The 22,504-nt window shown below is 70.4% G+C and carries 22 protein-coding genes; 9 read left to right on the top strand and 13 right to left on the bottom strand.

The features are described 5' to 3' along the window. Window positions 1–398: 398 nt before the first annotated feature. Window positions 399–1,253, bottom strand: a complete 855-nt coding sequence (locus ABT352_RS25190; RefSeq protein WP_350947378.1) for a Gfo/Idh/MocA family protein — start codon at window positions 1,251–1,253, stop codon at window positions 399–401. Window positions 1,254–1,412: 159 nt separating this feature from the next. Here ABT352_RS25190 and ABT352_RS25185 point away from each other — a divergent pair, with 159 nt between their 5' ends. Beyond that, window positions 1,413–1,994: a histidine phosphatase family protein gene (locus ABT352_RS25185; protein ID WP_350947377.1), complete on the top strand. Its 582-nt coding sequence runs from the start codon at window positions 1,413–1,415 to the stop codon at window positions 1,992–1,994. Window positions 1,995–2,051: 57 nt separating this feature from the next. On the opposite strand, the gene ABT352_RS25180 is transcribed toward ABT352_RS25185, so the two are convergent. The 3 genes from ABT352_RS25180 to ABT352_RS25170 all read right to left on the bottom strand — a co-directional run bounded on the left by ABT352_RS25180 (window position 2,052) and on the right by ABT352_RS25170 (window position 3,530). Beyond that, window positions 2,052–2,321: a hypothetical protein gene (locus tag ABT352_RS25180; protein WP_350947376.1), complete on the bottom strand. Its 270-nt coding sequence runs from the start codon at window positions 2,319–2,321 to the stop codon at window positions 2,052–2,054. 111 nt (window positions 2,322–2,432) lie between these two features. Then, entirely contained in the window at window positions 2,433–2,669 is a 237-nt protein-coding gene (locus ABT352_RS25175) for a DUF397 domain-containing protein (RefSeq protein ID WP_350947375.1), read from the bottom strand. Then, entirely contained in the window at window positions 2,670–3,530 is an 861-nt protein-coding gene (locus tag ABT352_RS25170; RefSeq protein WP_389770216.1) for a Sco1979 family transcriptional regulator, read from the bottom strand. It lies immediately after the preceding gene. A 316-nt stretch (window positions 3,531–3,846) separates the two neighbouring features. Between ABT352_RS25170 and ABT352_RS25165 the strand changes: the two genes are divergently transcribed. Together ABT352_RS25165 and ABT352_RS25160 are read left to right on the top strand one after the other, a co-directional pair. Further along, window positions 3,847–4,278 carry an ATP-binding protein gene (locus ABT352_RS25165; protein WP_350947374.1) on the top strand — a complete coding sequence of 144 codons (432 nt, stop codon included), beginning with the start codon at window positions 3,847–3,849 and terminating at the stop codon, window positions 4,276–4,278. A gap of 345 nt (window positions 4,279–4,623) precedes the next feature. Next, window positions 4,624–7,020 (top strand): helicase-associated domain-containing protein, encoded by a 2,397-nt coding sequence (locus tag ABT352_RS25160; protein ID WP_350947373.1) that lies wholly within the window; start codon window positions 4,624–4,626, stop codon window positions 7,018–7,020. Window positions 7,021–7,052: 32 nt separating this feature from the next. Here ABT352_RS25160 and ABT352_RS25155 read toward each other — a convergent pair whose 3' ends face one another. After that, window positions 7,053–8,072 carry an ABC transporter substrate-binding protein gene (locus ABT352_RS25155; protein WP_350947372.1) on the bottom strand — a complete coding sequence of 340 codons (1,020 nt, stop codon included), beginning with the start codon at window positions 8,070–8,072 and terminating at the stop codon, window positions 7,053–7,055. 87 nt (window positions 8,073–8,159) lie between these two features. On the opposite strand from ABT352_RS25155, the gene ABT352_RS25150 reads away from it, so the two are divergent. Genes ABT352_RS25150 through ABT352_RS25140 form a run of 3 tightly spaced genes read left to right on the top strand, consistent with a single transcriptional unit; the run spans window position 8,160 to window position 11,169 of the window. Next, window positions 8,160–9,245, top strand: a complete 1,086-nt coding sequence (locus tag ABT352_RS25150; RefSeq protein ID WP_350947371.1) for a FecCD family ABC transporter permease — start codon at window positions 8,160–8,162, stop codon at window positions 9,243–9,245. After that, window positions 9,242–10,378, top strand: coding sequence for a FecCD family ABC transporter permease (locus ABT352_RS25145; protein WP_350947370.1), 1,137 nt, complete (start codon window positions 9,242–9,244; stop codon window positions 10,376–10,378). The genes ABT352_RS25150 and ABT352_RS25145 overlap by 4 nt, the downstream gene beginning before the upstream one ends. Then, window positions 10,375–11,169, top strand: a complete 795-nt coding sequence (locus ABT352_RS25140; protein WP_350947369.1) for an ABC transporter ATP-binding protein — start codon at window positions 10,375–10,377, stop codon at window positions 11,167–11,169. Before ABT352_RS25145 ends, ABT352_RS25140 begins: the two co-directional genes overlap by 4 nt. Before the next feature lie 9 nt (window positions 11,170–11,178). On the opposite strand, the gene ABT352_RS25135 is transcribed toward ABT352_RS25140, so the two are convergent. Next, on the bottom strand, window positions 11,179–12,831 hold the full coding sequence (locus tag ABT352_RS25135) for a DUF885 domain-containing protein (RefSeq protein WP_350947368.1): 1,653 nt from the start codon (window positions 12,829–12,831) through the stop codon (window positions 11,179–11,181). Window positions 12,832–12,983: 152 nt separating this feature from the next. Here ABT352_RS25135 and ABT352_RS25130 point away from each other — a divergent pair, with 152 nt between their 5' ends. Continuing rightward, on the top strand, window positions 12,984–13,304 hold the full coding sequence (locus tag ABT352_RS25130; protein ID WP_350947367.1) for a GroES family chaperonin: 321 nt from the start codon (window positions 12,984–12,986) through the stop codon (window positions 13,302–13,304). Between the two features lie 151 nt (window positions 13,305–13,455). Here ABT352_RS25130 and ABT352_RS25125 read toward each other — a convergent pair whose 3' ends face one another. Further along, complete coding sequence (locus ABT352_RS25125) at window positions 13,456–14,430, bottom strand: hypothetical protein (RefSeq protein WP_350947366.1); 975 nt, start codon at window positions 14,428–14,430, stop codon at window positions 13,456–13,458. Window positions 14,431–14,707: 277 nt separating this feature from the next. Between ABT352_RS25125 and ABT352_RS25120 the strand changes: the two genes are divergently transcribed. Beyond that, window positions 14,708–16,717, top strand: coding sequence for a phosphatidylglycerol lysyltransferase domain-containing protein (locus ABT352_RS25120; protein WP_350947365.1), 2,010 nt, complete (start codon window positions 14,708–14,710; stop codon window positions 16,715–16,717). Here ABT352_RS25120 and ABT352_RS25115 read toward each other — a convergent pair. The 3 genes from ABT352_RS25115 to ABT352_RS25105 all read right to left on the bottom strand — a co-directional run bounded on the left by ABT352_RS25115 (window position 16,665) and on the right by ABT352_RS25105 (window position 19,149). Beyond that, window positions 16,665–16,961 carry a hypothetical protein gene (locus tag ABT352_RS25115; RefSeq protein WP_350947364.1) on the bottom strand — a complete coding sequence of 99 codons (297 nt, stop codon included), beginning with the start codon at window positions 16,959–16,961 and terminating at the stop codon, window positions 16,665–16,667. The genes ABT352_RS25120 and ABT352_RS25115 overlap by 53 nt on opposite strands. Before the next feature lie 177 nt (window positions 16,962–17,138). Beyond that, window positions 17,139–17,969: an ABC transporter permease gene (locus ABT352_RS25110; protein WP_350947363.1), complete on the bottom strand. Its 831-nt coding sequence runs from the start codon at window positions 17,967–17,969 to the stop codon at window positions 17,139–17,141. Window positions 17,970–18,138: 169 nt separating this feature from the next. Then, window positions 18,139–19,149, bottom strand: coding sequence for an ATP-binding cassette domain-containing protein (locus tag ABT352_RS25105; protein ID WP_350947362.1), 1,011 nt, complete (start codon window positions 19,147–19,149; stop codon window positions 18,139–18,141). Between the two features lie 137 nt (window positions 19,150–19,286). Here ABT352_RS25105 and ABT352_RS25100 point away from each other — a divergent pair, with 137 nt between their 5' ends. Continuing rightward, a complete protein-coding gene (locus ABT352_RS25100; RefSeq protein WP_350947361.1) occupies window positions 19,287–20,057 on the top strand; it encodes a TetR/AcrR family transcriptional regulator in 771 nt (256 codons plus the stop codon). Window positions 20,058–20,337: 280 nt separating this feature from the next. Here ABT352_RS25100 and ABT352_RS25095 read toward each other — a convergent pair whose 3' ends face one another. The 3 genes from ABT352_RS25095 to ABT352_RS25085 all read right to left on the bottom strand — a co-directional run. Continuing rightward, window positions 20,338–20,712, bottom strand: a complete 375-nt coding sequence (locus tag ABT352_RS25095; RefSeq protein WP_350947360.1) for a hypothetical protein — start codon at window positions 20,710–20,712, stop codon at window positions 20,338–20,340. A gap of 274 nt (window positions 20,713–20,986) precedes the next feature. Next, complete coding sequence (locus ABT352_RS25090) at window positions 20,987–21,559, bottom strand: TIGR02611 family protein (RefSeq protein WP_350947359.1); 573 nt, start codon at window positions 21,557–21,559, stop codon at window positions 20,987–20,989. Between the two features lie 248 nt (window positions 21,560–21,807). Further along, window positions 21,808–22,504: cellulose binding domain-containing protein (locus ABT352_RS25085; protein ID WP_350947358.1), on the bottom strand; the 697-nt coding region annotated here is incomplete at its 5' end.

Genomic DNA, 22,504 nt, shown 5'->3' with positions numbered 1-22,504 from the left:
GACTCACACCGGACTTCGCTCACGCTGCGCGTCAGACGAACGGTATCAATTCCCCAGAACGTCCTTCGAAGGTCCCCGGGTGTCGAGGCCCTCGACACCCGTCCTCCGGCGCACCGCTCTCCGGCGAACCCCTCCGACACGCGTCCTCCGGGCGAGCCGTCCTTCGGTGAACCCCTCCGTCGCGCACCCTCCGGCGAACCGTTCTTCGGTGAACCCCTCCGTCGCGCACCCTCCGGCGAACCGTCCTCCGGTGAACCCCTCCGTCGCGCACCCTCCGGCGAACCGTCCTCCGGTGAACCCCTCCGTCGCGCACCCTGCGGTAAACCGTTCCTCGCCTCTTCGGCGAACCACCCTCAGCCGAGTCCCACCTCGGCCGAACCACTCACCGCCGCCGTCCCTCAGCCGAACTGCTCCTCGGCGGCGGCGATGATCTCCTGCAGGCGCAGGCCGTGCGCGGCGTCCAGGGGGTGACCACCGCCGCGCCGTACGGTACGCGTGAACTCGGTGAGCATCAGGGAGAAGATGTCGGAGCCCAGCCGGGTGCCGTCGAGGGACTCCCTGCCGAGGCGCCCGTAGATCTCGACCTCGGAGGGCGGGTTCTCACCCGGCACGCTCATGCACAGCGACGCCTCGCTCACCGCGCCGGTCTCGTGCTCGAGCAGCAGGCCGACCCAGCCCAGCGGGTTGCCGTGCGCCCGGACCCCGACGACCCTGCCGAGCGCCGCGTCCAGCATGTCGATCATGTGCGGCCCGACGTCGAGGATCGCGCCGCGCTCCAGACGCCAGGAGGTGGCGAAGGCCCCGCCGAGCATCGCCCCCGAGACGTTGGCCGCCCGCCCGCCGAACGGCTCGATCGCCGACACCCTGGCAAGGAAGGCGCGGGTGGCGGGTGAGTAACGCCAGGTGAGGACCATCTGCGAGGCCACTCCCGCCTCGGCGACCGCCTCGGCCAGCCGCCGGGCCCCGTCCAGGTCGGCGGCGAGCGGTTTCTCCAGCAGCAGCGCCTTGCCCGCCTTGGCGGCGCGTACCCCCAGCTCCGCCTGCACGGCGGGCGGCACCGAGAACGCGACCGCCTCGCAGTTGTCGAAGAGTTCCTCGATCCGTTCGAAGACCGGGGCGCCGAACCTCGCCGCGGCCTCGGGACGACGGGCCCACACGCCCGCCAGACGCGTGTTCGGACCAGCCGCCAGCATCGGTGCGTGCACCATCTCGGCCCATGGTCCGGCGCCCACCAGACCTACAGATAACGTCACTAATCCAGTTTCGCATGCTCTCTCTCCCCTCATCGCGTGCTCCGGGGGTATGCCGTGCTCAGTCCGCGCTCAGTCCATGAGCCGTCCATGAGCCGTCCGTGAGCCGTTCATGAGCCGCCGACGACCGGCATCGGCCGTACCGGCATGATGGTGGGCACCATGAATCAGATGACTCTGTTGCGACACGGCGAGACCGAATGGAGCCGGGACGGCCGACACACCGGACTCACCGACATGCCGTTGACCCCCAAGGGCGAGGACCAGGCGCGGGCGCTCGCCCCGCTGATCGCGGGCCTGGCATTCGACCTGGCCCTGGTGAGCCCGGCCGGTCGTGCGAGGAACACCGCCGAACTGGCCGGGATCAAGGACTACGAGATCGAGCCCGATCTGTGGGAATGGGACTACGGCGGCTACGAGGGCATCACCACCCCGAAGATCCGTGAGGGTCGCCCCGGCTGGTATCTGTGGCGTGACGGCGTCGTTCCCGGCGACGCCGGCCATCCCGGCGAGAGCGCGGAGCAGGTGGGCGCCCGCGCCGACCGGGTGATCGCCCGCGCCGGGACCGTGGAGGGCGACGTGGTCCTCGTCGCCCACGGGCACTTCCTGCGGGTGCTGTGCGCCCGCTGGCTCAGGCTGTCCCCGCAGGACGGGCGGCTCTTCCGGCTGGACACCGGGACCTACTCCCGGCTCGGCTTCGAGCACGGCGAGCCGGTGATCCTCGCCTGGAACGCCCCCGTCTGACCTCGAAAAACCGCCGGGCCGGGCGCCGTCACGTCGTACGGGAGACGGAGGGCTCGGTCAGGCGGCGGCGGCGACGGGCTGGGGACCGCGGCCGGTCAGCCATTCGAGGACCTTGCGATGACCGTGGCAGGCGTCCTCGAAATGACCCCAGCGCCAGTAACGTGGCTGGTCGCGCACTCCGGTGACCCATGTGCGGTAGGACACCGGAGTGGACGCACCTTCCCCTGTGGCCGCCGAGGCGACGCCGTAAGTGCGGATCACGACGCGCCCGCCTGGCGCGAACAGCACGTCGTCGGCCACCGGATACAAGGTCATCTGGTCGAGCACGGTTTGAGCCCCCAATCACTGTGATCTCAAACTCTTCCGTGCCGATCCACTCCCCCGGTTACATCATCGGCGCGTCGCGGTTAACCCGGCTGCCCCGATGTAAAAACGGTGTTACACCGTTAAGCCGTCGAACTCCCCATCCTTCACCCCGAGCACCAGGGCGCGAATCTCGTCCCGTGTGTAGATCAGGGCAGGCCCCTCGGGAAAACGCGAGTTGCGGACCGCGATGCTGCCATCCGTCAGTTCGGCCAGCTCGACGCAGTTACCCGTCGAGTTGCTGTAGCGGCTCTTGCGCCAGCTGGCCCCGGCAAGGTCAGTGGCGGGCATGCCGTTGTAGGTCTGCTTCATTTACATCTCTCTGAGAAGGTCGCCGAGGATCTCGGCGGTGCCCCCGGGCGTGGTGCTTTCCACGCACAACTGCTCCATGGCCGTGAGGTATGGATCGATGTCCTCACGTTTGTCCAGGTAGAGGGCACCCCAGAGCTGCTCGACATAGACGACGTCCGACAGGTCGGACTCGGGAAACCGCAAGATGCTGAACGCACCACCCTCGGCCGCGTGCATGCCGAATCGGAAGGGCATCACCTGAAGGGTGATGTTGGGAAGCGCGGACACTTCCAGCAGGTGCTGGAGTTGTTCACGCATGATCTCCTTACCTCCGATGGGCCGCTTCAGGGCCGCCTCGTCGATGACCGCCCACAACCGGGGGCCGTCTTTTCTCGTCAGGCGATCCTGCCGCTGCATGCGCATATGCACACGACGCTCGATCTCCGCCTCCGGCACGTCCGGGTAGCCCAACCGGATCACGGTGCGCGCGTAGGCGGACGTCTGCAGCAGGCCGGGAACGAACTGCACCTCGTAGGTGCGGATCATGTTCGTCGCCTCCTCCAGCCCCACGTAGGTGGTGAACCAGTTCGGCAACAGGTCGCCGTACTTGTGCCACCAGCCCGGGGTGTTCGCCTCGCGGACCATCTCCAGCAGGCCGCGCCGTTCTGCGTCGTCGAGCACGCCGTACAGGGTGAGCAGGTCTTCCACGTCACGTGTCTTGAAACCGACGCGGCCGAGTTCCATGCGGCTGATCTTGGACTCCGAGGCACGGATGTGAAATCCCGCGACCTCTCGGGCAAGTCCCTTCTCCTCACGCAACCGGCGCAGGCTCGCGCCGAGCATGATTCGCCGAACGGTGGAACCGGTACCGGGCGGATCCATGGACACGTGGTGCTCCTCGCTCGCTTTCCTGATCGACAGTCTGTCACTTCATGGCCAAAGAATCCTCGGCCATGACCAAGATCCCCTTTCGTCCGTAATCACCCAATCAGGGGTAACGGTAGCGGTTGCACAGGTCTTATGCACGTGCATTCGCTCTTGCACCTGCACGGGAGTTTGCACCATGATGACGGCTGTGCAGTCCGCCCAAACCGCGCCCCCCCGAGCGTCAACGTCATGGACGGCTCTCGACTGGTGGCCCCCCGCCGGCTGGTGGCCCGATTCCGCGCGTGATCTTCTTCCCAGGTCCCCGGTAGCCATGGCCAGCGCCACATTCGTCCTCCCTCCACAGGCCGAGTCCGTCCACTCCGCCCGCAGCTTCGCGACAGGCACCCTCACCGGCTGGAACCTCGCCGAACTGGGCGAGAACATGGAGCTGGTGGTCTCGGAGCTGGCGACCAACGCCTTCAGGCACGGCCTGAGGCTGGCCGAGTCACGCGCCAGGGAACCGATCCGGCTCTCCCTGCTCCGGCGAGGCGGGCTGGTCGCCTGCACGCTCAACGACCCGGGGGCCGGCTTTCCCGCCCTCCGTGACCCCTGCCCCCTCGACATCGGCGGCCTCGGACTGCACATCGTCGAGTCGCTGAGTCTCCGATGGGGCTGGGCACCGCTCGCTCCGTACGGCAAGATCGTGTGGGCCGTCCTCCGGACGGGTCCGTGCGAAGAGCCGGATCCCTTCGACCGCCCGTAGTCCCCTTTTTTCCTCCCCTCTCCCCACAGGGCCCCTCGAACGCCCTCGGGTCCGATCACCCCGGGCCCGAGGTTCTCCCGGGGCTCCGACGACCTTCTCCGCTCCCCCGAGCCTCTACCGACCCTCCCGGACGGCGCCGCCTCTTCCCTTCTCACAGGCGCCGACCGGTCCCGGGGCCGCCACCTCTCCCGTCTCGCGGCCCCGGGACCGGTCAGATCCGGGTGGAGAGTTTTATAACGCATCGCATTCTGCGCGGTAGATGCCGTCAGAGATGCCCTCTGCATTACCGTGGATGTTTATGGCTCACGGAGAGTCCCCGCGCGAGATTCCTGAGAGAACTGCGAGATGGACGATCACCTGCTCGGCTGGTTGAAAACCCTCGACGAAGAACGGCTCGCCCGAGTTCTGGCCAACCGGCTGGACGCCATCGCCCCACCGTGGCCACGCCGCCTGGACACCCTGGCGCAGCGGCTGGGCAACGGTTTCGCGGTGATGGAGGTCATGCGCGGCCTGCCGCTGCCCTCACTGGAGGTGGCGCAGGCCTCGCTCGCCCTCGGCGAGCAGGCCGGGCCTGACACGGTGGCCCGGTTCATGGGCGTGCCCGAGGCCGAGGTGGCCCCCTGGCTCGACCTGCTGTTCGACCACGCGTTGGCGTGGCCGGACGCCGAGGGCCGCATCCGCGTGGCCGAGGGGGTCGCCCGGTGGTGGACGGCGCCCTGCGGGCTCGGCGACCCGATTCCCCACTACCTGAACTCCTGGACGGTCAGCGCCGACGCGTTGCGCGGACTGGCCAGGGCCCTCGGCCTTCCGCAGGGCCCCAAGCGGCGCACGGTCACCAGGGTGACCGAGATCCTCTCCGATCCGGAGCGGGTGATCGCACTGCTGGAGAAGGCCCCGGACGGCACGAGAGGGCTGCTGGAGGAGTTCGCCTGGGACGGCCCGGTCCGCGACGTGGACGGCGGCAGGTTCGTGGTGCCCGGATCTCCCGAGAAGTGGGCGGCCGACCACGGCCTGCTCTTCCGGCCCAGCTGGAACATGGCCGAGATGCCTCGTGAGGTGGCGCTCGCGCTGCGCGGCCCCGACTATCACCCTCCCTTCACCCCCCTCCCGCCCGACCTCGCCACCATTCCCGTCGACCCCGAGGCCGTCGACCACCTGATGACGCTCGCCGCACCGCACGTGGTGGAGCGCTGTGCCGCCATGTTGGAGAACACCGCGAAGTTCCCGCTGCCGCTGCTCAAGGCGGGCGGGGTCGGGGTGCGCGAGGTCCGGCGGGTGGCCAAGGACACCGGCTGCGACGAGGACGAGACCCGGTTGCTGCTCGAGGTGTGCGCGGTGGCCCGGCTGCTCGCCTGGGACGAGCCCGCCGGAGGGCTGGTGCCCACGGAGAAGTTCGACCGCTGGCGGCTGGACGACGCCGCCGCCAGGCTCCGGGTGCTGCTGTCGGCGTGGTGGCGGATGGAGCGTTCGTCGCTGCGGAAGATCGACGGCAAGTACGGCACGGTGCTCGGCGACGACCCGGCGGGGGCCATGGTCGCCCGCGCCCGGCGGGCGCTGCTCGGCGTGCTGGCCCGGCTGCCCGCCAACACCGCCTGCACCGACCTGTCGGGGCTGGTCAGGTCCGCGCACTGGCACGCGCCGCTGCTGGACCGGGCGCTGCTCGCCGAGTGCGCCCCCGCCGTGCTGGAGGAGGCCCGCGTGCTCGGGCTGGTCGCCCTCGACACGATCACCGATCTCGGCCGGGCGATGGCCGGTCTCGACGCCTTTCCCGGCGACGAGATCGACGACTCGGCGCCCATCGTGGAGAACGACCCCGTACTGGTCGAGTGCTCCACCAGGGCGCTCGCCAGTGTGCGGCGCAGCGCCCTCTTCGGCGCCGATCTCACCGCAGTGGTGACCGGCCCCCCCGCCGGTGAGCTCGCCGAACTGCTCGACCGGGCCGCCGAACGCGAGTCGCGAGGCGCGGCCTCGGTGTGGCGGTTCACCCCGGCCAGCGTGCGCCGCGCCATGGACTCCGGTTACACCGCCGAGGGCCTGCTGGCGGACCTGGCGGAGGTGGGCGCGGTGCCGCAGCCCCTCGACTACCTCGTCCACGACGTGGCCAGGCGGCACGGCGAGGTCACCGTGACCACGGTCGCCTGCATCGTGCAGGCCTCCGATCCGGTGCTGCTCGCCGAGATCGCCGGGCACCGGCGACTGGGCCGGTTGGGCCTGCGGCTGCTCGCCCCGACCGTGCTGGCCAGCTCGCAGCCCGCCGACAAGACCCTCGCGGCGCTGAGGGAGAACGGTTACGCGCCGGTGCCGATCGAGGACACCGGTGAGATCACCATCCGCAGGGCCCGCGTCGAGGAGCCGCGGAACGGGCGGCTCATCCTGCTTCCCGGGGGCAGGGTGGCCGAGTTGGAGCAGCCTTCTTACCCGCTGGTGGAACCGCCTCCCGATCCGCGCGAGCATGCCCAGCGCCTGCTCGTCGCCGAGGGCGAGGCGTCCCAGTCCGTCGGCAGGACGTGGGCGGTCATCGGCCGCATGGCCTCCCGGCTGCCGACCGCCCAGCAGTCGCTGCTCGGCTTCGTCGTCGACCGTGGCGTACGGGCGGCGATCACGCTGACCGACGGCCTGACCGCCACCATCAGCCACGGCGAGCTGCGCAGCGGCGTGCTCGACGCGTGGTGCGAGGAGGCGGGCGACTACCTGGAGTTCCCGCTGGCCGACATCGTGGAGGTTCGCGGCACCTACGCCTGATCCGAACGAGTCGGTTCGCGAGGGCGTGCCGACTACAGCTTCTTCGCCTTGGCGAGGTCGGCGTTGAGCCGCTCCAGCACGTCGGCGTAGCCCTGGTAGCTGTAGCGCTCCTCGGCGTGCCACTGGTAGACCTGTCCCGCCTTGACCGCGGGCAGCCCGGCGAAGGTCGGCTTCTTCTTCATCTCCTCGGGCCGCATCGACTGGGAGCGGGCGTCCACCAGGATCACGTCCGCCCGGTAGGTGTCGGCGTTCTCCCAGCTCAGGGTCTGCCAGTAGCCGCCTTCGTCGACCTTCTCCGGCACCACGACGTCCAGGCCGAGCTCCTTGAAGTAGCGCACGTCCGCGTGCGCCTCGGGGTTGGCCACCCACATCGCCTCCGGCCCGCCCGCCATGACCATGATCTTCAGGCCCTTGTTCTCCGGGGTGACGATCGCGGCGGAGGCGGCGTCGAACCTGGCCTTGGCCTCGGCAACCTCGGGGGCGTCGAGATCCGCGCCGAGGGCGGCGGCGACCTGCCCGTACCTCTCAATGATCTTGGGTACCGACATGTCCATCTGGCTGACGCCGAGGGTGGGGGCGACCTGCTCGATGGTGGCGGCGGACTTCTCCGGCACGTACCAGAGGGCGTCCTTGGCGTACATGCCGCTGACCAGCAGGTCCGGTTGCAGGGAGATGTACTTCTCGACGTTGAACTCGTCCCACACGTTGCCGAGGGACTCGACCTTGGTGATGTCGACAGCACCGACCTGGGGATCCTTCGTGCCGTCCTTGAGCCGGTGCGGCCCGAAGACGGCGATCGGCCGGACGCCGAAGTCCCACAGCGCCGCGGCGGCGCCGACCTGGGCGACGACCCGGGCCGGGCGGCCGGGCACATCGATCTTCTTGCCTCGGTCGTCGGTGAAGGTCCAGGGACCCGCCGAGGGGGAGGTCGCGGCCGACGGGCCGCCCGTCGCCGCGGTCGTCTCCGTTCCGCTCCCGCAGGCGGCCAGGACGAACACGAGACCGAGGCCCGCGGCCATGAATCCCCGCCGAGGCAGGACAGGTCGGGACATTTCTCACTCCAATGGATAGGCTTACCTAAATTGACTCCTACGTTAGATTAGCCTTGCCTAAGCATTACCGAAGAAGAGGGGTACCTGGTGAGCAGGGCCGGTGTGACCACGGCCGCGTCCGAGACGCCCGGGAAACCGGACGGGCCGCGTCCCGGGCGAGCGGGAGGGCCGAGCAGGCGCCCGGTGACGCTCGTGGCCGGGCTGCTGGCGGGACTGGCCGTGCTGGTGCTGCTCGCGATGGTCGGTATCGCGGTGGGATCGCGCTCGATCCCGCTGTCCACGGTCCTGGACGCGCTGCTCGCGCCCGACGGGTCCCCGGACCACACGGTCATCAGGGAACTTCGCGTACCGAGGACCCTGATCGGCATCGGCGTGGGCGCGGCACTCGGCCTGGCCGGGGCGCTGATGCAGAGCCTCACCCGCAATCCGCTCGCCGACCCCGGACTGCTCGGCGTCAACCAGGGCGCCATGTTCGGGGTGACGGTCGCGATCGGACTGCTCGGGGTGGGCGACCCCTCCCTCTACGTCTGGTTCGCGTTCGCCGGTGCGGCCGCCGCCGCCGCACTCGCCTACGCGCTCGGCTCCGCCGGGCGCTCGGGAGGCGGGCCGGTACGGCTCACACTCGCCGGTGTCGCACTGGGCATGGTCTTCAACGCGGCCGCGTCGGCGATCCTGCGGAGCGACAACGCGACCTTCGACCGGATGCGGTTCTGGCTCACCGGCTCACTGGCCGGGGTGAGCGGCGACGTCGCGATACGGCTCGCCCCGTTCCTCGCGGCCGGGCTGGTGCTCGGACTGCTGCTCGCCAAACCGCTCAACGCCCTCGCGCTCGGCGACGAGGCGGGACGCGCGCTCGGCGTGAACATGGCCCGCACGCGCGGGCTCACCGCGATCGCCGTCACCCTGCTGTGCGGAGCCGCCACCGCCGCCACCGGACCGCTCTGGTTCGTGGGCCTGGCCGTGCCGCACGCGGTGCGCGCCCTCACCGGCCCCGACCAACGCTGGGTCCTGCCCTACACCCTCGTGCTCGCCCCCGTGGTGCTGCTCGGCTCCGACATCCTCGGCCGGGTCGTCGCCGCCCCCGGTGAGGTGCAGGTGGGCATCATGTGCGCGGTCGTCGGCGCCCCGGTGTTCATCCTGCTCGCCCGCCGCCGGAGGCTCGCCGCGCTATGAAGATCACCTCACGGCGGACGGACACCCCGAAGGCCCGCCGCACGAACTCTCTCCTGAGAGTCACCTCACGGACGGCACCCGCCACGGAGACCTCCCACCTCGCGAACGGCTCACCGCGGACACCCGCCGCCCTGCGCCTGGGTTCCTGGTCGCTGCGGCTCCCACCGCGCGGCCTCGCCGCCGGGGCCGCCGTCGCCCTCCTGGGACTGGCCGTCAGCCTCGTCGCGCTGTCCACCGGCGAGTTCACCGTTCCCATCCCCGACATCGTGGCCGCCCTGTTCGGTGAGGGGCCTCCGGTCGCCGAACTCATCGTGAGCCGCCTGCGGGCGCCGCGTGTGGTGACCGGCCTGCTGGTCGGCGCCGCGTTCGGGCTGAGCGGCGCCATCCTGCAGAGCCTCACCCGCAACCCGCTCGGCAGCCCCGACTTCATCGGCTTCACCGCCGGAGCCTCCACCGGGGGCATCGCCGCCGTCATCCTGGGCGGCACCGCCTGGCAGATCGCCGGAGCCTCCCTCGCCGGGTGCGTCCTGTCCGCACTGGTGGTCTACGCCCTCGCCTACCGGCGCGGGGTGCAGGGCTACCGGCTGATCCTGGTCGGCATCGGGATCGGCGCGCTGCTGGTCTCCGCCGACTGGTACATGCTCACCCGCGCCGACATCAACGACGCCGCCACCGCGGGAGCGTGGATCACCGGCAGCCTCGGCGGACGCGGCTGGGAGCACGCGATCCCGGTCGCGTACGCGCTGGCGGTGCTCCTGCCCGTCTGCGCCTGGCTGTCTCGCCCGCTGCGGATGATGGAGATGGGCGACGACGCGGCCAAGGCCGCGGGCATCCGCGTCGAGCCGGTACGCGCGACGGCGATCGCCGTCGCGGTGCTGCTGTGCGGGGTCGCCGTCGCCGCCGCCGGACCCGTGATCTTCGTGGCGATGGCCGCGCCGCAACTGGCCCGCCGGATCACCCGCTCCCCCGGCGTCACCCTGCTCACCTCGGCGCTGACCGGCGCCACCCTGCTGGTCGGCGCCGACCTGGCCGCACAGCGCGTCTTCGCGCCGGTGCAGCTACCGGTCGGGATCATGACCGCCGCGATCGGCGGGATATACCTGGTGTTTCTACTCCGGAGGGAACGACGTTGAGACTGTACGGCACCGACCTGACGCTCTCCTACGACAAGCGCGTGGTGGCCAGCGACCTGAACGTCACGATCCCCGACGGGTCGTTCACCGTGATCATCGGCCCCAACGCGTGCGGCAAGTCCACCATGCTGCGCGCCCTGGCCCGCATGCTCAAACCCCGCGCGGGGACGGTCCACCTGGACGGGGCCGCGATCACCTCGCTGCCGTCCAAGGAGGTGGCGCGCAGGCTGGGCCTGCTGCCGCAGAGCTCGATCGTGCCCGACGGCATCACGGTCGCCGACCTGGTGGGCAGGGGCCGCTACCCGCACCAGCGGCTGATGCGGCAGTGGTCCCGCGAGGACGAGGTCGCGGTGGCGGCGGCGATGGAGTCCACCGACGTGACCGAACTGGCGGAGCGCTGCGTGGACGAGCTCTCCGGCGGCCAGCGCCAGCGGGTCTGGCTCGCGATGGCGCTCGCCCAGGAGACGCCGATCCTGCTGCTCGACGAGCCGACGACCTTCCTGGACATCGCCCACCAGATCGAGGTGCTCGATCTCTGTGCCGACCTGCACGAGCGGGGCAGGACCCTCGTCGCCGTACTGCACGACCTGAACCAGGCCTGCCGCTACGCCACCCACCTGATCGTGATGCGCGACGGCCGGATCGTCGCCGAGGGCGACCCCTCCTCGATCATCACGGCCGCGCTGGTGGAGCAGGTCTTCGAACTGCGCTGCGAGATCATCGAGGATCCGCAGAGCGGCACCCCGCTGATCGTCCCCGAGACCCGCCGCCGCGCCCCCGCCCGCGCCTGAGCCCCTCGCTCATCCCTCCAGCGCGACCCGGCGGGCCAGTCCGAGGGGGAGCCCGCCCGAACCGGCCAGCGTGTCGTGGAAGGCGCGCAGGTCGCCGCGGCCCGCGGCCAGGTAGTCGTCGCGGATGCGGTCGATCTCCAGGGCGCCGGTGAGGTAGGAGGGCGCCTGGGTGGGCCACGCGCAGTAGCGGTCGACCTCCCCCTTCGCCGTGCCGGGGGTGAGCGACGATCTCGTGGTCATGTACTCCTCCGCCTGCTCGATCGTCATGTCGCCGCAGTGCAGCGAGGTGTCGACGACGATGCGGGCCGCGCGGAAGAGCCTGAAGTCGAGGTGGGCGAGCTCCTGGGCCGGGGTGGTGAAGTACCCCTGCTCGTGCATGAGCTTCTCGACGTACAGGCCCCAGCCCTCGGCGAAGTACGGGGTGCGAAACAGCCTGCGGGCCCGCCGGGGGTTGTCCGCCACCCACGACAGGTGCCAGTGGTGGCCGGGATATGCCTCGTGGACGGCGATGGAGGGCATCTGCGCCCTGGCGTTGGTACGCAGCCGCTGACGGATCTGTTCCTCGGTGAAGGACGCGGGGGTGTACGGGACGAAGAAGTGCCCGATCCTGGAGGTCGACAGGGGCGGGGGCGACATGTAGGAGGCGACGGCGACGATGGGCCGCTGAAACTCCGGCGACGGGACGACCCTGCACTCCTCGCCCCGCGCGAAGGTCACCAGGCCGCGCTCGCGGACGAACCTCCTGGCCCGCTCCGTCTCGGCCTCGTACTCGGCCCGCATGTCCTCCAGCGTCGGCGCGTGGTCGTCCTGGAGTTCGGCGATGACCGCGTGCCAGTCACCGGAACCGCCGTCCAGCCTCGCCGCGACCTCGCGCATCCGCGCGTCCAGCTCGTCGTAGGCGGCCTGTCCCCGGTCGCGCAGCTCGCCGGCGCCGTAGCCGAGCATCTCCCGCTCACGCAGCAGGGTGGAGTAGAGCTCCTCCCCCATCCGCCAGGTGCCGGTCGCCCGGAAACCTTCGAGGAACCCCACCAGCTCGTCGAAGGCCGCCGCCGCGGGTTCGGCCGCGGCCGCCAGCCGGGCGCGCAGGGCCTCGTCGGCGACCTGGCCGGGGACCGTCTCGGTGAGGAAGCGCCGGGCGGTCCGCGACTGGCCCAGCCCTCGCTGGACCAGCAGCGGAGCCGCCAGGGCGGGATCGAGATTCGCCCGGCAGGCGGCGATGACGTCCGGCACCTCGGCCAGCCGCGCGACGGCCGCGTCCACCAGTTCGGCCTCGGGGGACAACCGCTGCAGGAACGGCCCGAACATCGAGGAGAAGATCGGCCCCACGTAGGCGGAAGGATCGCGCCGCCAGAGGGGCCACGTCTCGTACGCGATCTCGCCGCGCAGCATGGACATGACCAGCTCCCGGTCGATCTCGTCCTCGAAGCTCTCGGACCTTTCCGGCCTCTCCGGGCCCGCGGGAGCTCCGGGGCTCCCGGGAGCCCGGACCCGCTGGAGGCGCTCCAGCCATCGGCGCGTCTCACGCTCCCTGGCGAGGATTCCGGACTCGGTGAAGTCACCGAGAGTCCTGTCGTACCCCTGCGCGCCCGCGAGGGCGGCGTAGGAGGGATTCGCCGCCAGATACCAGTCGAGAAAGCCGCTCACGAGCTCAGGAGACGTCATAACGCCGGATCCTACTGGGCCGATGATCTCGTCACCGGTCTTGCCGCCCGCCGGCTCTCCCGCGGCCGGAATCACCCGGACATGTGGGCCTCGGGTGGACCGGAGTTCGCGGACGAGCGAGCACGCCCCCGCGATTCCCATAAACTCGTCTCGTGGGTGACCCGAAATTCGAGATCCAGATGCTCCACGACCGTGTCATGGTCAAGATCGAGCAGGAGTCCGAGGAACGCCGCAGCACGGCCGGAATCGTCATCCCCGCGACGGTGAAGATGGCCAACCGCCTCGTCTGGGGTGAGGTCTGCGGCGCGGGCCAGAACGTCCGCGCGGTGAAGGTCGGCGACAAGGTCCTGTTCAACCCCGAGGAGCAGTACGAGGTCGAGGTCCACGGCCAGGTCTACCTGGTGATGCGCGAGCGCGACCTGCACGCCATCGCCACCCCGCAGACCGACAACGGTACCGGCCTGTATCTCTGACGGCCGTCTCCGGCGACACCGGCCCGCGCCGTCGACGGCACCCGCCTCCCCGGCCCTCCGAGGTCTCCGGTGACCCCGATGACACGGCCCGCGCCTCCGGCGGTACCGCCCGCGCACCGCACCCGCGCGCGGGCGTCTCACCCGCCGCCGGTCACCGCCGGGTGTAGCCGAGATAGAGCTTGTTGGACCAGTCGTCGGCGGAGAAGGCCGCCAGGACCCGCGTCACCTTGCCCTTCAGCGTGGACAGGACCACCTGGTAGTGGCCCGAGGAGGGAACGACCGCGATGAAGTGCGTCTCGTCCCACCAGCCCCACAGGGCCTTCGGCTTGATGCCCGGCACCTTGTTCACGAGCTTGCCCGAGGTGCGGTCCCAGACGCAGACGTGCTCGGTGTAACTGGAGGGGCACCAGGTCATCAGGCTCCGCCCCGAAGGGGTGAAGGCGTCCTCCCCACCGGCGGGCCTGCCGGTCTTGGCCAGGGTGCGGCGGATCGCGCCGTCCTGCCCGTAGAAGCGGGTGCCCCCCGCGTACTCGGCCACGACATCGAGACCGTCGGAGCTCCAGCGGAACCTCGCGGCCTTGTCGACATTGGCCACGGTCACGCTCTTGGCGGTCTTCGCCACCGTGTCGACGACCACGAAGCCGGAGGTCACCCACGCGGATCCGCTCTTTCTCTCGACGGTCAGCACCGCCTTGTCGCCCCTGCGGTTCCAGTGGACGTAGTGCGCGACGAGCGGCTTCTTCACCGTGCGGATCCTGGTGCTCTTGGAGGCCGCGAGGTCGAGCAGGACGACCGAGTCGTAGCCCTCCTGGTAGGAGACGGGCACCGCGAGGGCCTTGGTCGCCTTCGGCGCGACCGTGATCTCCTGGTAGGCGGCCTGCCGGGTGAATCCGGCGCCCCTTCGCAGGTAGGTCATCTTGCCGAAGGAGTAGGAGGTCACTCTGAGCGCGTCCTTGGAATCCTCCCTGACGGTGACCCGGGTGCCGGGCAGCACGATGTCGACGGGCGCGGCGAGAGGCCCGGCGAGAGGCGCGGCGGCGGGTGCGGCGGCGGCCGGCTCGGCGGCGTGTGCGGCCGCCGGAACCGGCACGAGCACCGAGACCAGAAGCGCCAGGCTTCCAACCACTCTGTAAATCCCAGGAGTCACGGACACGGCGGCATCCTAAGCCGGAAAGCCCTCAAGATCGTGATCTAGAACGAATCGGTTAGAAGAGGTGTGGGAGAGGGTGAGCGGGGTGAGGAGACACTGGAAGCGCGTGAGACGGAAAATCGAGGACACGCGCGAGCGACGAACCGAAAACGCGAGCGGGCAACGCAAAGTCACCCGGACGAAGTGGGCTGGATTCGGCCACGATGAGCCATGCCATGGAGTTAGCGGCCGTATCGCCGATTAATGTCCTCCCATGAGGGATCGGTCATGTGCGCCCCACTCCTGGGTGCCCACCGCGGCCGGTTACGCGGCGATGGCGATCGGCGTCCTGGACATCCTCAGGGCCGTGCTGCCCTCGTTCAGGAGAAGCCGGGTCGGCGAGCTCACCGGACTCCTGCCGGGGACGTTCACCTCTCTCGCCCAGGCCGCCTCGCTCGTCCTGGGCATCCTCATCGTCATGCTCGCCCACGGCCTCCGGCGCAGGAAGAGAAGGGCCTGGCAGGCGGTGATGGTGCTCCTGCCACTGAGCGTTCTCACCGAGTTCCTGCACTCGCACCGCCCCTTCACCGCCCTCCTCAGCACGCTGGTCGTCGCCCTGCTCGTGGTCAGACAGCGCGAGTTCTACGCCCTCTCCGACCCCCGGACCCGCCGGCGGGCGCTGTGGAACCTCCTCGCCCTGGGCGCCCTGGACATCGTCATCGGCTGGGTCGTGGTCAACGCCCACCCCCGGACGATCATCGGTGATCCCAGTGCCGGAGAGCGGCTCCAGCACGTGCTGCTCGGCCTCGTCGGGGTGGAGGGCCCGGTCGGATACTCCTCGGAGCGGACCGCCGACCTGGTCTACTTCTCACTCCTCGGTCTCGGCGCGCTCACCGCGGTGACGACCCTCTACCTCGCGCTGCGGCCGGAGAGGCCCGTCGCCGAACTGGGCCCCGAGCAGGAGGCCGCGGTCCGTGCGCTGCTCGCCGGACACGGCGCCCGCGACTCGCTGGGCTACTTCGCGCTGCGCCGCGACAAGAGCGTCGTGTTCTCCCCGACGGGCAAGGCGGTGATCGCCTACCGGGTGGTCTCGGGGGTCATGCTCGCCAGCGGCGATCCCATCGGGGACGTCGAGGCGTGGCCGGGCGCGATCAGGCGGTTCATGGAGGAGGCGGAACGGCACGCCTGGGTGCCCGCCGTGATCGGTTGCAGCGAGACGGGCGGCGAGATCTGGACGAGGGAGGGCCGCCTGTCCGCCCTGGAGATCGGTGACGAGGCGATCGTCGACGTCGCCGGCTTCACCCTCGAGGGCAGGGCGATGCGCAACGTCCGGCAGATGGTGAAGCGGGTGGAGCGCGCGGGCTACACCTGTCTCGTACGGCGGGTCGGAGACCTCACCGAGGCGGAGAAGGACCGGATCCGGCACGCCGCCGACTTCTGGCGCGGCACGGACACCGAGCGGGGCTTCTCCATGGCCCTCGGCCGCTTCGGTGACCCCGCCGACGCCGAATGCGTCGTCGTCACGGCGCACAGGCTCCCCGATGGCACCGAGGGCTCAGGAAACACCGCGAAGAGCGGTGATTCCGGGGATTCCGGGGATTCCGGGGATCGCGGGTACGGCGAGGGCGGCCCGGACGGCGCAGGCGGCGCGGAGGCCGGGGACGGCGACAGGGGCGGCCAGGACGAGGTGAACGGTGCGAGCGGCACCACCGGCGCGGGCGGCAAAGGCGGCGCGAGCCGCATGACCGGCGCGGGCGACGCGCACGGTAAGGATGCCGCGAAGGACGGGAGAGAGGCGGGTGAGGACATCCGCGCCGTCCTGCACTTCGTCCCCTGGGGGGAGCACGGCATCTCCCTCGACCTGATGCGCCGTGACCACGACGCCGACCCGGGCCTCAACGACCTGCTCATCGTCAAGGCCCTGCAGGCGGCCCCGGCCCTCGGTGTGAGCGTGGTCTCGCTCAATTTCGCGATGTTCCGCGCCGCGCTCGCCAGGGGCGAGCGGCTGGGTGCGGGCCCGATCCTCCGTCTCTGGTACGGCGTCCTGGTCTTCCTGTCCAGGTGGTTCCAGATCGAGTCGCTGTACAGGTTCAATGCGAAGTTCCAGCCGCTGTGGAAACCCCGATTCCTCGTCTATCCCTCGGCGCGGGACCTTCCGCGGATCGGCCTGTCGGCGCTCCAGGCGGAGGCCTTCGTCTCCCTCCGCCTTCCCAGGATCGCCTTTCGCCGCGTCAGGCCCCTCCGCCCGGCGCCTCCCCGCACCTCACGCACTCCATCTCCATGACCATGGGAACCTCCATGACCGCGGGAACGTGATGGCGCCGGTGCTCGTAGAACCGATGACCGAGCCCTGCCGCGACGAGCACCCCGCCGAGCAGCACGAGCATGAACGGTCCGTACTTCTCGTGCCCTATCAGCCCCATGACGAGGTGGGCTATACCGGCGGCGACGATGATCGCGCCGACGTTGAGCAGTTCCCTGTTGAGCGTCCACCCCGAGGCGGATCGTTCCCGTTCCGTCTCACTCATGCCCTCAGGTTCACTACGGTCAGTTACAGTCCTCGACGGATTCCGTCACCGCGATGTAAAACGCGGAGCGGCGATGTAAAACGCGGAGCATCTTCTCCCGGTGGCAAATGTTGTGATCCATGAAGAAACAGGACTTTCCCCGGCCGAAAGACCTGACAGCCTCGGATGCCGGCCCCGTCAGCCGCCGAGCCGGCGGAACCTGCGCGCCGACAACGGCAGGAAGACGGCGATCAGCAGCAGCGGCCAGAGCACCGCCATGAGCGTGGCGTTCTGCACGATCCACGACTCCCCCGCCCAGCCGGGGTTGTCGAAGAGCCGTCTCGCGGCCGTCGCGGTGGCCGAGAGCGGGTTCCACTCCGCGATCGCGCCGAGCCAGCCGGGCATGGTGGCGGGGTCGACGAACACGCTGGACAGGAAGCCGACCGGCCAGACCAGGATCTGCACCGACGTCACCACCTCCGGTCCTCCCGCGACGAGGCCGATGTAGATGCCCACCCAGATCAGGGCGAAGCGCAGCAGCAGGAGCAGTCCCACGGCGGCCAGCGCGTCGGGCACCCCTCCCCCGGCGCGCCAGCCGAGCAGCAGTCCGGCCCCGATCATGACGGCCAGCCCGACGACCGAGTTGAGCATGTCGGCGATCCCGCGGCCCATCACGACCGCCGAGGCGCTCATCGGCATCGAACGGAACCTGTCGGTCACGCCCTTGGCCGCGTCGGTGGTGACCGCCGTCATCGTGCTCTCCAGGCCGAAGAGCATCGTCATCGCGAACATGCCGGGGATCAGGAAGTCGAAGTAGCCGCCCCCGCCGGGGACGCCGATGGCGCCGCCGAACAGGCCGCCGAACATCAGCACCATCAGGACCGGGAAGAGCCATCCGACGGCGACCGTTCCCGGGCGACGGCCCCAGTGGCTCAGGTCGCGCAGGGTGATGGTCCAGGAGTCGGCCAGCGCCCAGCCGAACCGGGCGAGCGGGGAGGCGGCGGGCGTGGTCGGGGTCGTCGTGCTCACGTGGATGCCTCCGCATCGGGGGTCGGAATCGTGGTACTCACGCGGATGCCTCCGCATCGGGGATCGTCGTACTCGGCGGGGGCCCACCGGGAACGGTGACCGCCCGCGCCGGAGCGCACGGCGGCGATGTCCGTCCGGTCCCTTTCGCGGGAGAGCGAGGTCACGGTGCTCACGCGGACGCCCCGGCGTGGGCGGTCGTGCTCTCGGCGCCGCCCGTGAGGTGCAGGAAGACCTCGTCGAGCGTGGGGCGGCGCAGTGTGACGTCGACCGGCTCGATCCCGGCGTCACCGAGCGCGGTGGCCATGGTGACGAGCGCCCGGGTGCGCTCGGCGACCGGGATGCTGACCCGGCGCGCCTCGGCGTCCACGTGGATCTCACCGGAGGCGACCCGCGCCGCGAGGGCCTCGGTCGCGGCCACGTCCGCCGGGTCGGTGAGGACGATGTCGAGCCAGTCGCCGCCGATGGCGGACTTCAGCTCCTCCGGGGTGCCCTCGGTCACGACCCGGCCCGCGCCGAGCATGGTGATCCGGTCGGCCAGCCGGTCCGCCTCCTCCAGATACTGGGTGGTGAGCAGCACGGTCGTGCCGGAGCCGACCAGGTCGCGGATGGCCGACCACACCTCCTGGCGGGCGGCCGGGTCGAGGCCGGTGGTGGGCTCGTCCACGAACAGCACCCGGGGCGAGACGATGAGGCTCGCCGCCAGGTCGAGCCGCCTGCGCATGCCACCGGAATACTCACCGACCGGCTTGGCCCCTGTGTCGGCCAGTGAGAACCGCTCCAGCAGTTCGTCGGCCCGCCTCCGCGCCCCGGCCGCGGGCAGATGGTTCAGCCTGCCGAACATCACCAGGTTCTGCCGCCCGCTGAGGATCTCGTCGACCGCCGCGTACTGCCCGACCAGCCCGATCCGCTCGCGCACCTGCCGCGCCTGCGTACGGACGTCGAATCCCGCGACGCTCGCCCGGCCCGAGTCCGGGCGCAGCAGCGTGGACAGGATTCTGATCGCCGTGGTCTTGCCCGCGCCGTTGGGACCGAGCAGGCCGCAGACCGTTCCGGCCGCCACCTCCAGGTCGAATCCGTTGAGACCCGTGCCCTCGGCGGCACCCGTGTAGTTCTTTCGCAGGTCGTAGGCGGCGATCGCCGCCACGTCCCGTCCGGCCGCCCTCGCGTCTGCTGGTTTCACTCTTCGCACCCGTCTTCCCGTCCGGCACTCACCGGCAGTTCGCCCCACATCTGCGCGTTCTTTGAACGTAGACCGTACCGTACACCGTACGGCTCAGCTACGGTGGTCCCAACGCCGAGAATCTGGAGACTGTTCCCGTGAGTGCGAAGAAAGCTTCCGACGCCGACCCGGCACGCAGCCTGGCGCTCCTGTGGGGCTCGCACAGCAAGCCGGGGCGCTCGGGGCTGACGGTGCGTTCGATCGTCCTGGCGGCCGTCGAGCTGGCCAACGCCGAAGGGCTCGAAGCGGTCTCGATGCGCCAGGTCGCCGAGCGACTGGGGGTCGGGACCATGTCCCTCTACACCCACGTCCCCGGCAAGGGCGAGCTGGTCGACCTCATGGTCGACACCGCGTACGGGGAGCTCTACGACGACGTGGACGCCCCGTCCCGGCAACCGGGCGGGTGGCGGGGCGCGCTGGAGTTCGTCGCCGCCCGCAACTGGGACCTCTACCGGCGCAACCCGTGGATGCTGCAGGTCATCGACGCCCGCTCCACCCTGGGACCGAACGCCTCGCTCAAGTACGAGGCCGAGCTACGCCCGCTGGACGGCGTCGGCCTGACGGACGTCGAGATGGACTCCGTCCTGGCCCTGGTCCTCAGCCACGTGCAGAGCACCGCCAGAACGGCCGCCAACCAGGCACGGGTCCAGGAGGAGAGCGGGATGACCGACGTCGAGTGGTGGGTGTCCAACGCCCCGCTGCTCGACAAGATCATGGACGGCACCCGCTTCCCGGTCGCCTCCCGGGTCGGCCAGGCCGCGGGCGAGGCCCACCAGGCGATCTCCGACCCCGCACACGCCCTCACCTTCGGCCTGGACCGCATCCTGGCCGGAATCGCCGCCCTGATCGCGGGCCGGAATCGCTCATGAACCCGGATCCCGAGGAGTGCCCCGCGGACGATCCGTCACAGGAGAACGGACGCCGTCCCCTCAGACCGTTCCCCGCTTTCTCTCGGGACCCGGGTGGCGATCGTGGCGGCACACCGCGAGCGCGTCCCCGCGCCGGTCGTGGAGGCGAGGGCCGACGATCGGTTCGCCGTCCTGCGCCGGTCGCGGGCGGGGGTCGGTGCCGGAAACAGAAAAAGCGGGGTGTGCGGGACGGAAACGGCCTTGGTCGCCGTTTCCGTCCCGCACACCCCGGAGGGCCGGTTTAGTAGTAACCGGTGCCCGTGATGGCCGCGGGCTGGTTGCCCATGTTCTTCACCCGGTAGCGGATGCACTGGGCGGGCGGGGTGGTGGTGGCGGCGACGTACGCGGCGTGGTCGTTCGCGGCGATCGGCACCGACCCGACGTACCTGCCGCGGCAGTTACCGATCTTCACCTTGACGGGCACGCTGTTCTCGTCGAGCTTGACCAGAACGTTTCCGCCGTACCGGGCTCCGGGGACGAGTTCGGGCGTGAGGAACACCTCCTCGCCCGGCTGGACCCTCGCGGCCAGGTTGACGTCGTCGGCGTGGGCGGGGGTGCCGGTCAGTGCGACGGCTCCGGCGGCCGCCAGGACCAACATCGAGGACAGGGCGCGCATCGAACGTCACTCTCCTTACTCGTCTCTGCGGATCGGACGTGGAGACACTACGAAGAGTCACATCCGCGAAAGATAACGAGGTGGAAGGGCCTGGGTAAAACTCCGGGGAGCGCCGGTCCCGTTTCCCGGACAGCGTGCGTCATAGGCGGTCAGAGTGCCGCCGGCGCCGTTGCCGTGGGTGACGGCACGGAGGCGGGACATTCCGGGGAAAGCCCTGCGGGCCGGACAGGACGCCGTCGTCGCGGCGGGCCCAGGAGAAGCGGAGCGAGGGCGGCTATCGGATGAGGAACTTCCGGGCCTCGACGATCAGGTCGATGTGGAGGCTGAGCTTGAGGCCGTAGTAGACGATCGCGGTGGCGGTCACCGCCGCGACGGCGACGACCAGGATCTTGACGCTCCAGCCCTGGCGGCCCAGCCAGGCCGTCCAGGCCGACAGGGTCCGCTTGCCGAACTCCAGCAGCCGGTGCGCCCAGTGGAACTCGGTGGCCAGCACCGCGAGCCCCGCGAAGACGACCAGCCAGCCAGGGCCGGGGAAGGGCACCATGATCAGTCCGCCGACGACCAGTACGGTGCCGATCACGCCGATGACGATCTTCAGGGTGAGACGGCCCGCGCTGGTGGACCTGACGCCGTCGAGCCAGCCGTGGATGCCGGCCCGCCCGGCCGCCGCGTCTTTCAGCGCGTCGGCGTCGCCCAGCTCGACCCGGCGGTCACTCCCGGCGCCGCCGACGGCGGCCTCGCCCTGGACGCCACCGAGGCCGGTCTCTCCGCGTACGCCGCCGGTGCCGGTCTCAGACGGCTGCCCGGTCGCGCCGTGAGGCTCGCGCACCCCATCTGAGATCGTCATGTTCTCCCCAGCACAGTCGGTTTCTTCCACAATAGGCTCTGCTGGGCGACCCGGCCCCGCCGACGTCCTCAGATCATCCTCAGGGGGGAGGGCCGGGGGTCCTCAGGGGGGAGTCCCGAGATCGCCGCGGTCGCCCCTCTCGCCCTTTTAAGGGCGCGAGGAGCGACCTGATGGCGTTCGATCGCCTCCCGGATGGGCCCCCGCCCGCCCTCTGCGGGAAAAACGGTGAGAGAGCGGGCGGGAGGCGGTCAGGGGGCGGTACAGGTGACGGTGGAGGGGACCCCGTTGGTGCCGGTCCAGGAGGCGCCGAAACCGAACGAGGTGGAGGCCCCGGGGGCCAGGACGCCGTTCCAGCTCACGTTCTTCACGGTGACGGCCGCACCGGTCTGGGTGTGGGTGCCGCTCCAGAGCTGGGTGATCGTCTGACCGTTCGGGAACGACCACTTCACGGTCCAGCCGGTGGTCGCCGAGGTGCCGGTGTTCTTTACGGTCACCTCGCCCTGGAAACCACCGGGCCAGGAGTTGGACACCGCGTAGGTCGCGGTGCAGCCGCCGCCGACCTGCCCGGCGAGGGTCTTGAAGGTCACCGGGACGGAGGCCTCCGAGCTGTTGCCCGCCGCGTCACGGGCGATCACGTAGAAGGTGTACGACGTGTCGGCGGTCAACCCGGTGAGCGCGAACGACGGCGAGGTCGGCGACCCCACCTTCACGTCCGTCGCCCCCGCCTCACGGTAGACGTCGTAACCACTCACCCCGACGGCGTCCGTCGAAGCCGCCCAGGTCAACGTCGCACCCGACGACGTGATCGCCGAAGCCACCGGAGTACCCGGCCTGGTCGGCGGGACGGTGTCGACCTGCCCGGCGAGGGTCTTGAAGGTCACCGGGACGGAGGCCTCCGAGCTGTTGCCCGCCGCGTCACGGGCGATCACGTAGAAGGTGTACGAC

It is taken from the genome of Streptosporangium sp. NPDC000563 (assembly GCF_040299985.1).
Taxonomy (GTDB): Bacteria; Actinomycetota; Actinomycetes; order Streptosporangiales; family Streptosporangiaceae; genus Streptosporangium.
Note: the sequence above shows the minus strand (reverse complement) of the source record. Positions and strands in the feature narration are given on the sequence as shown.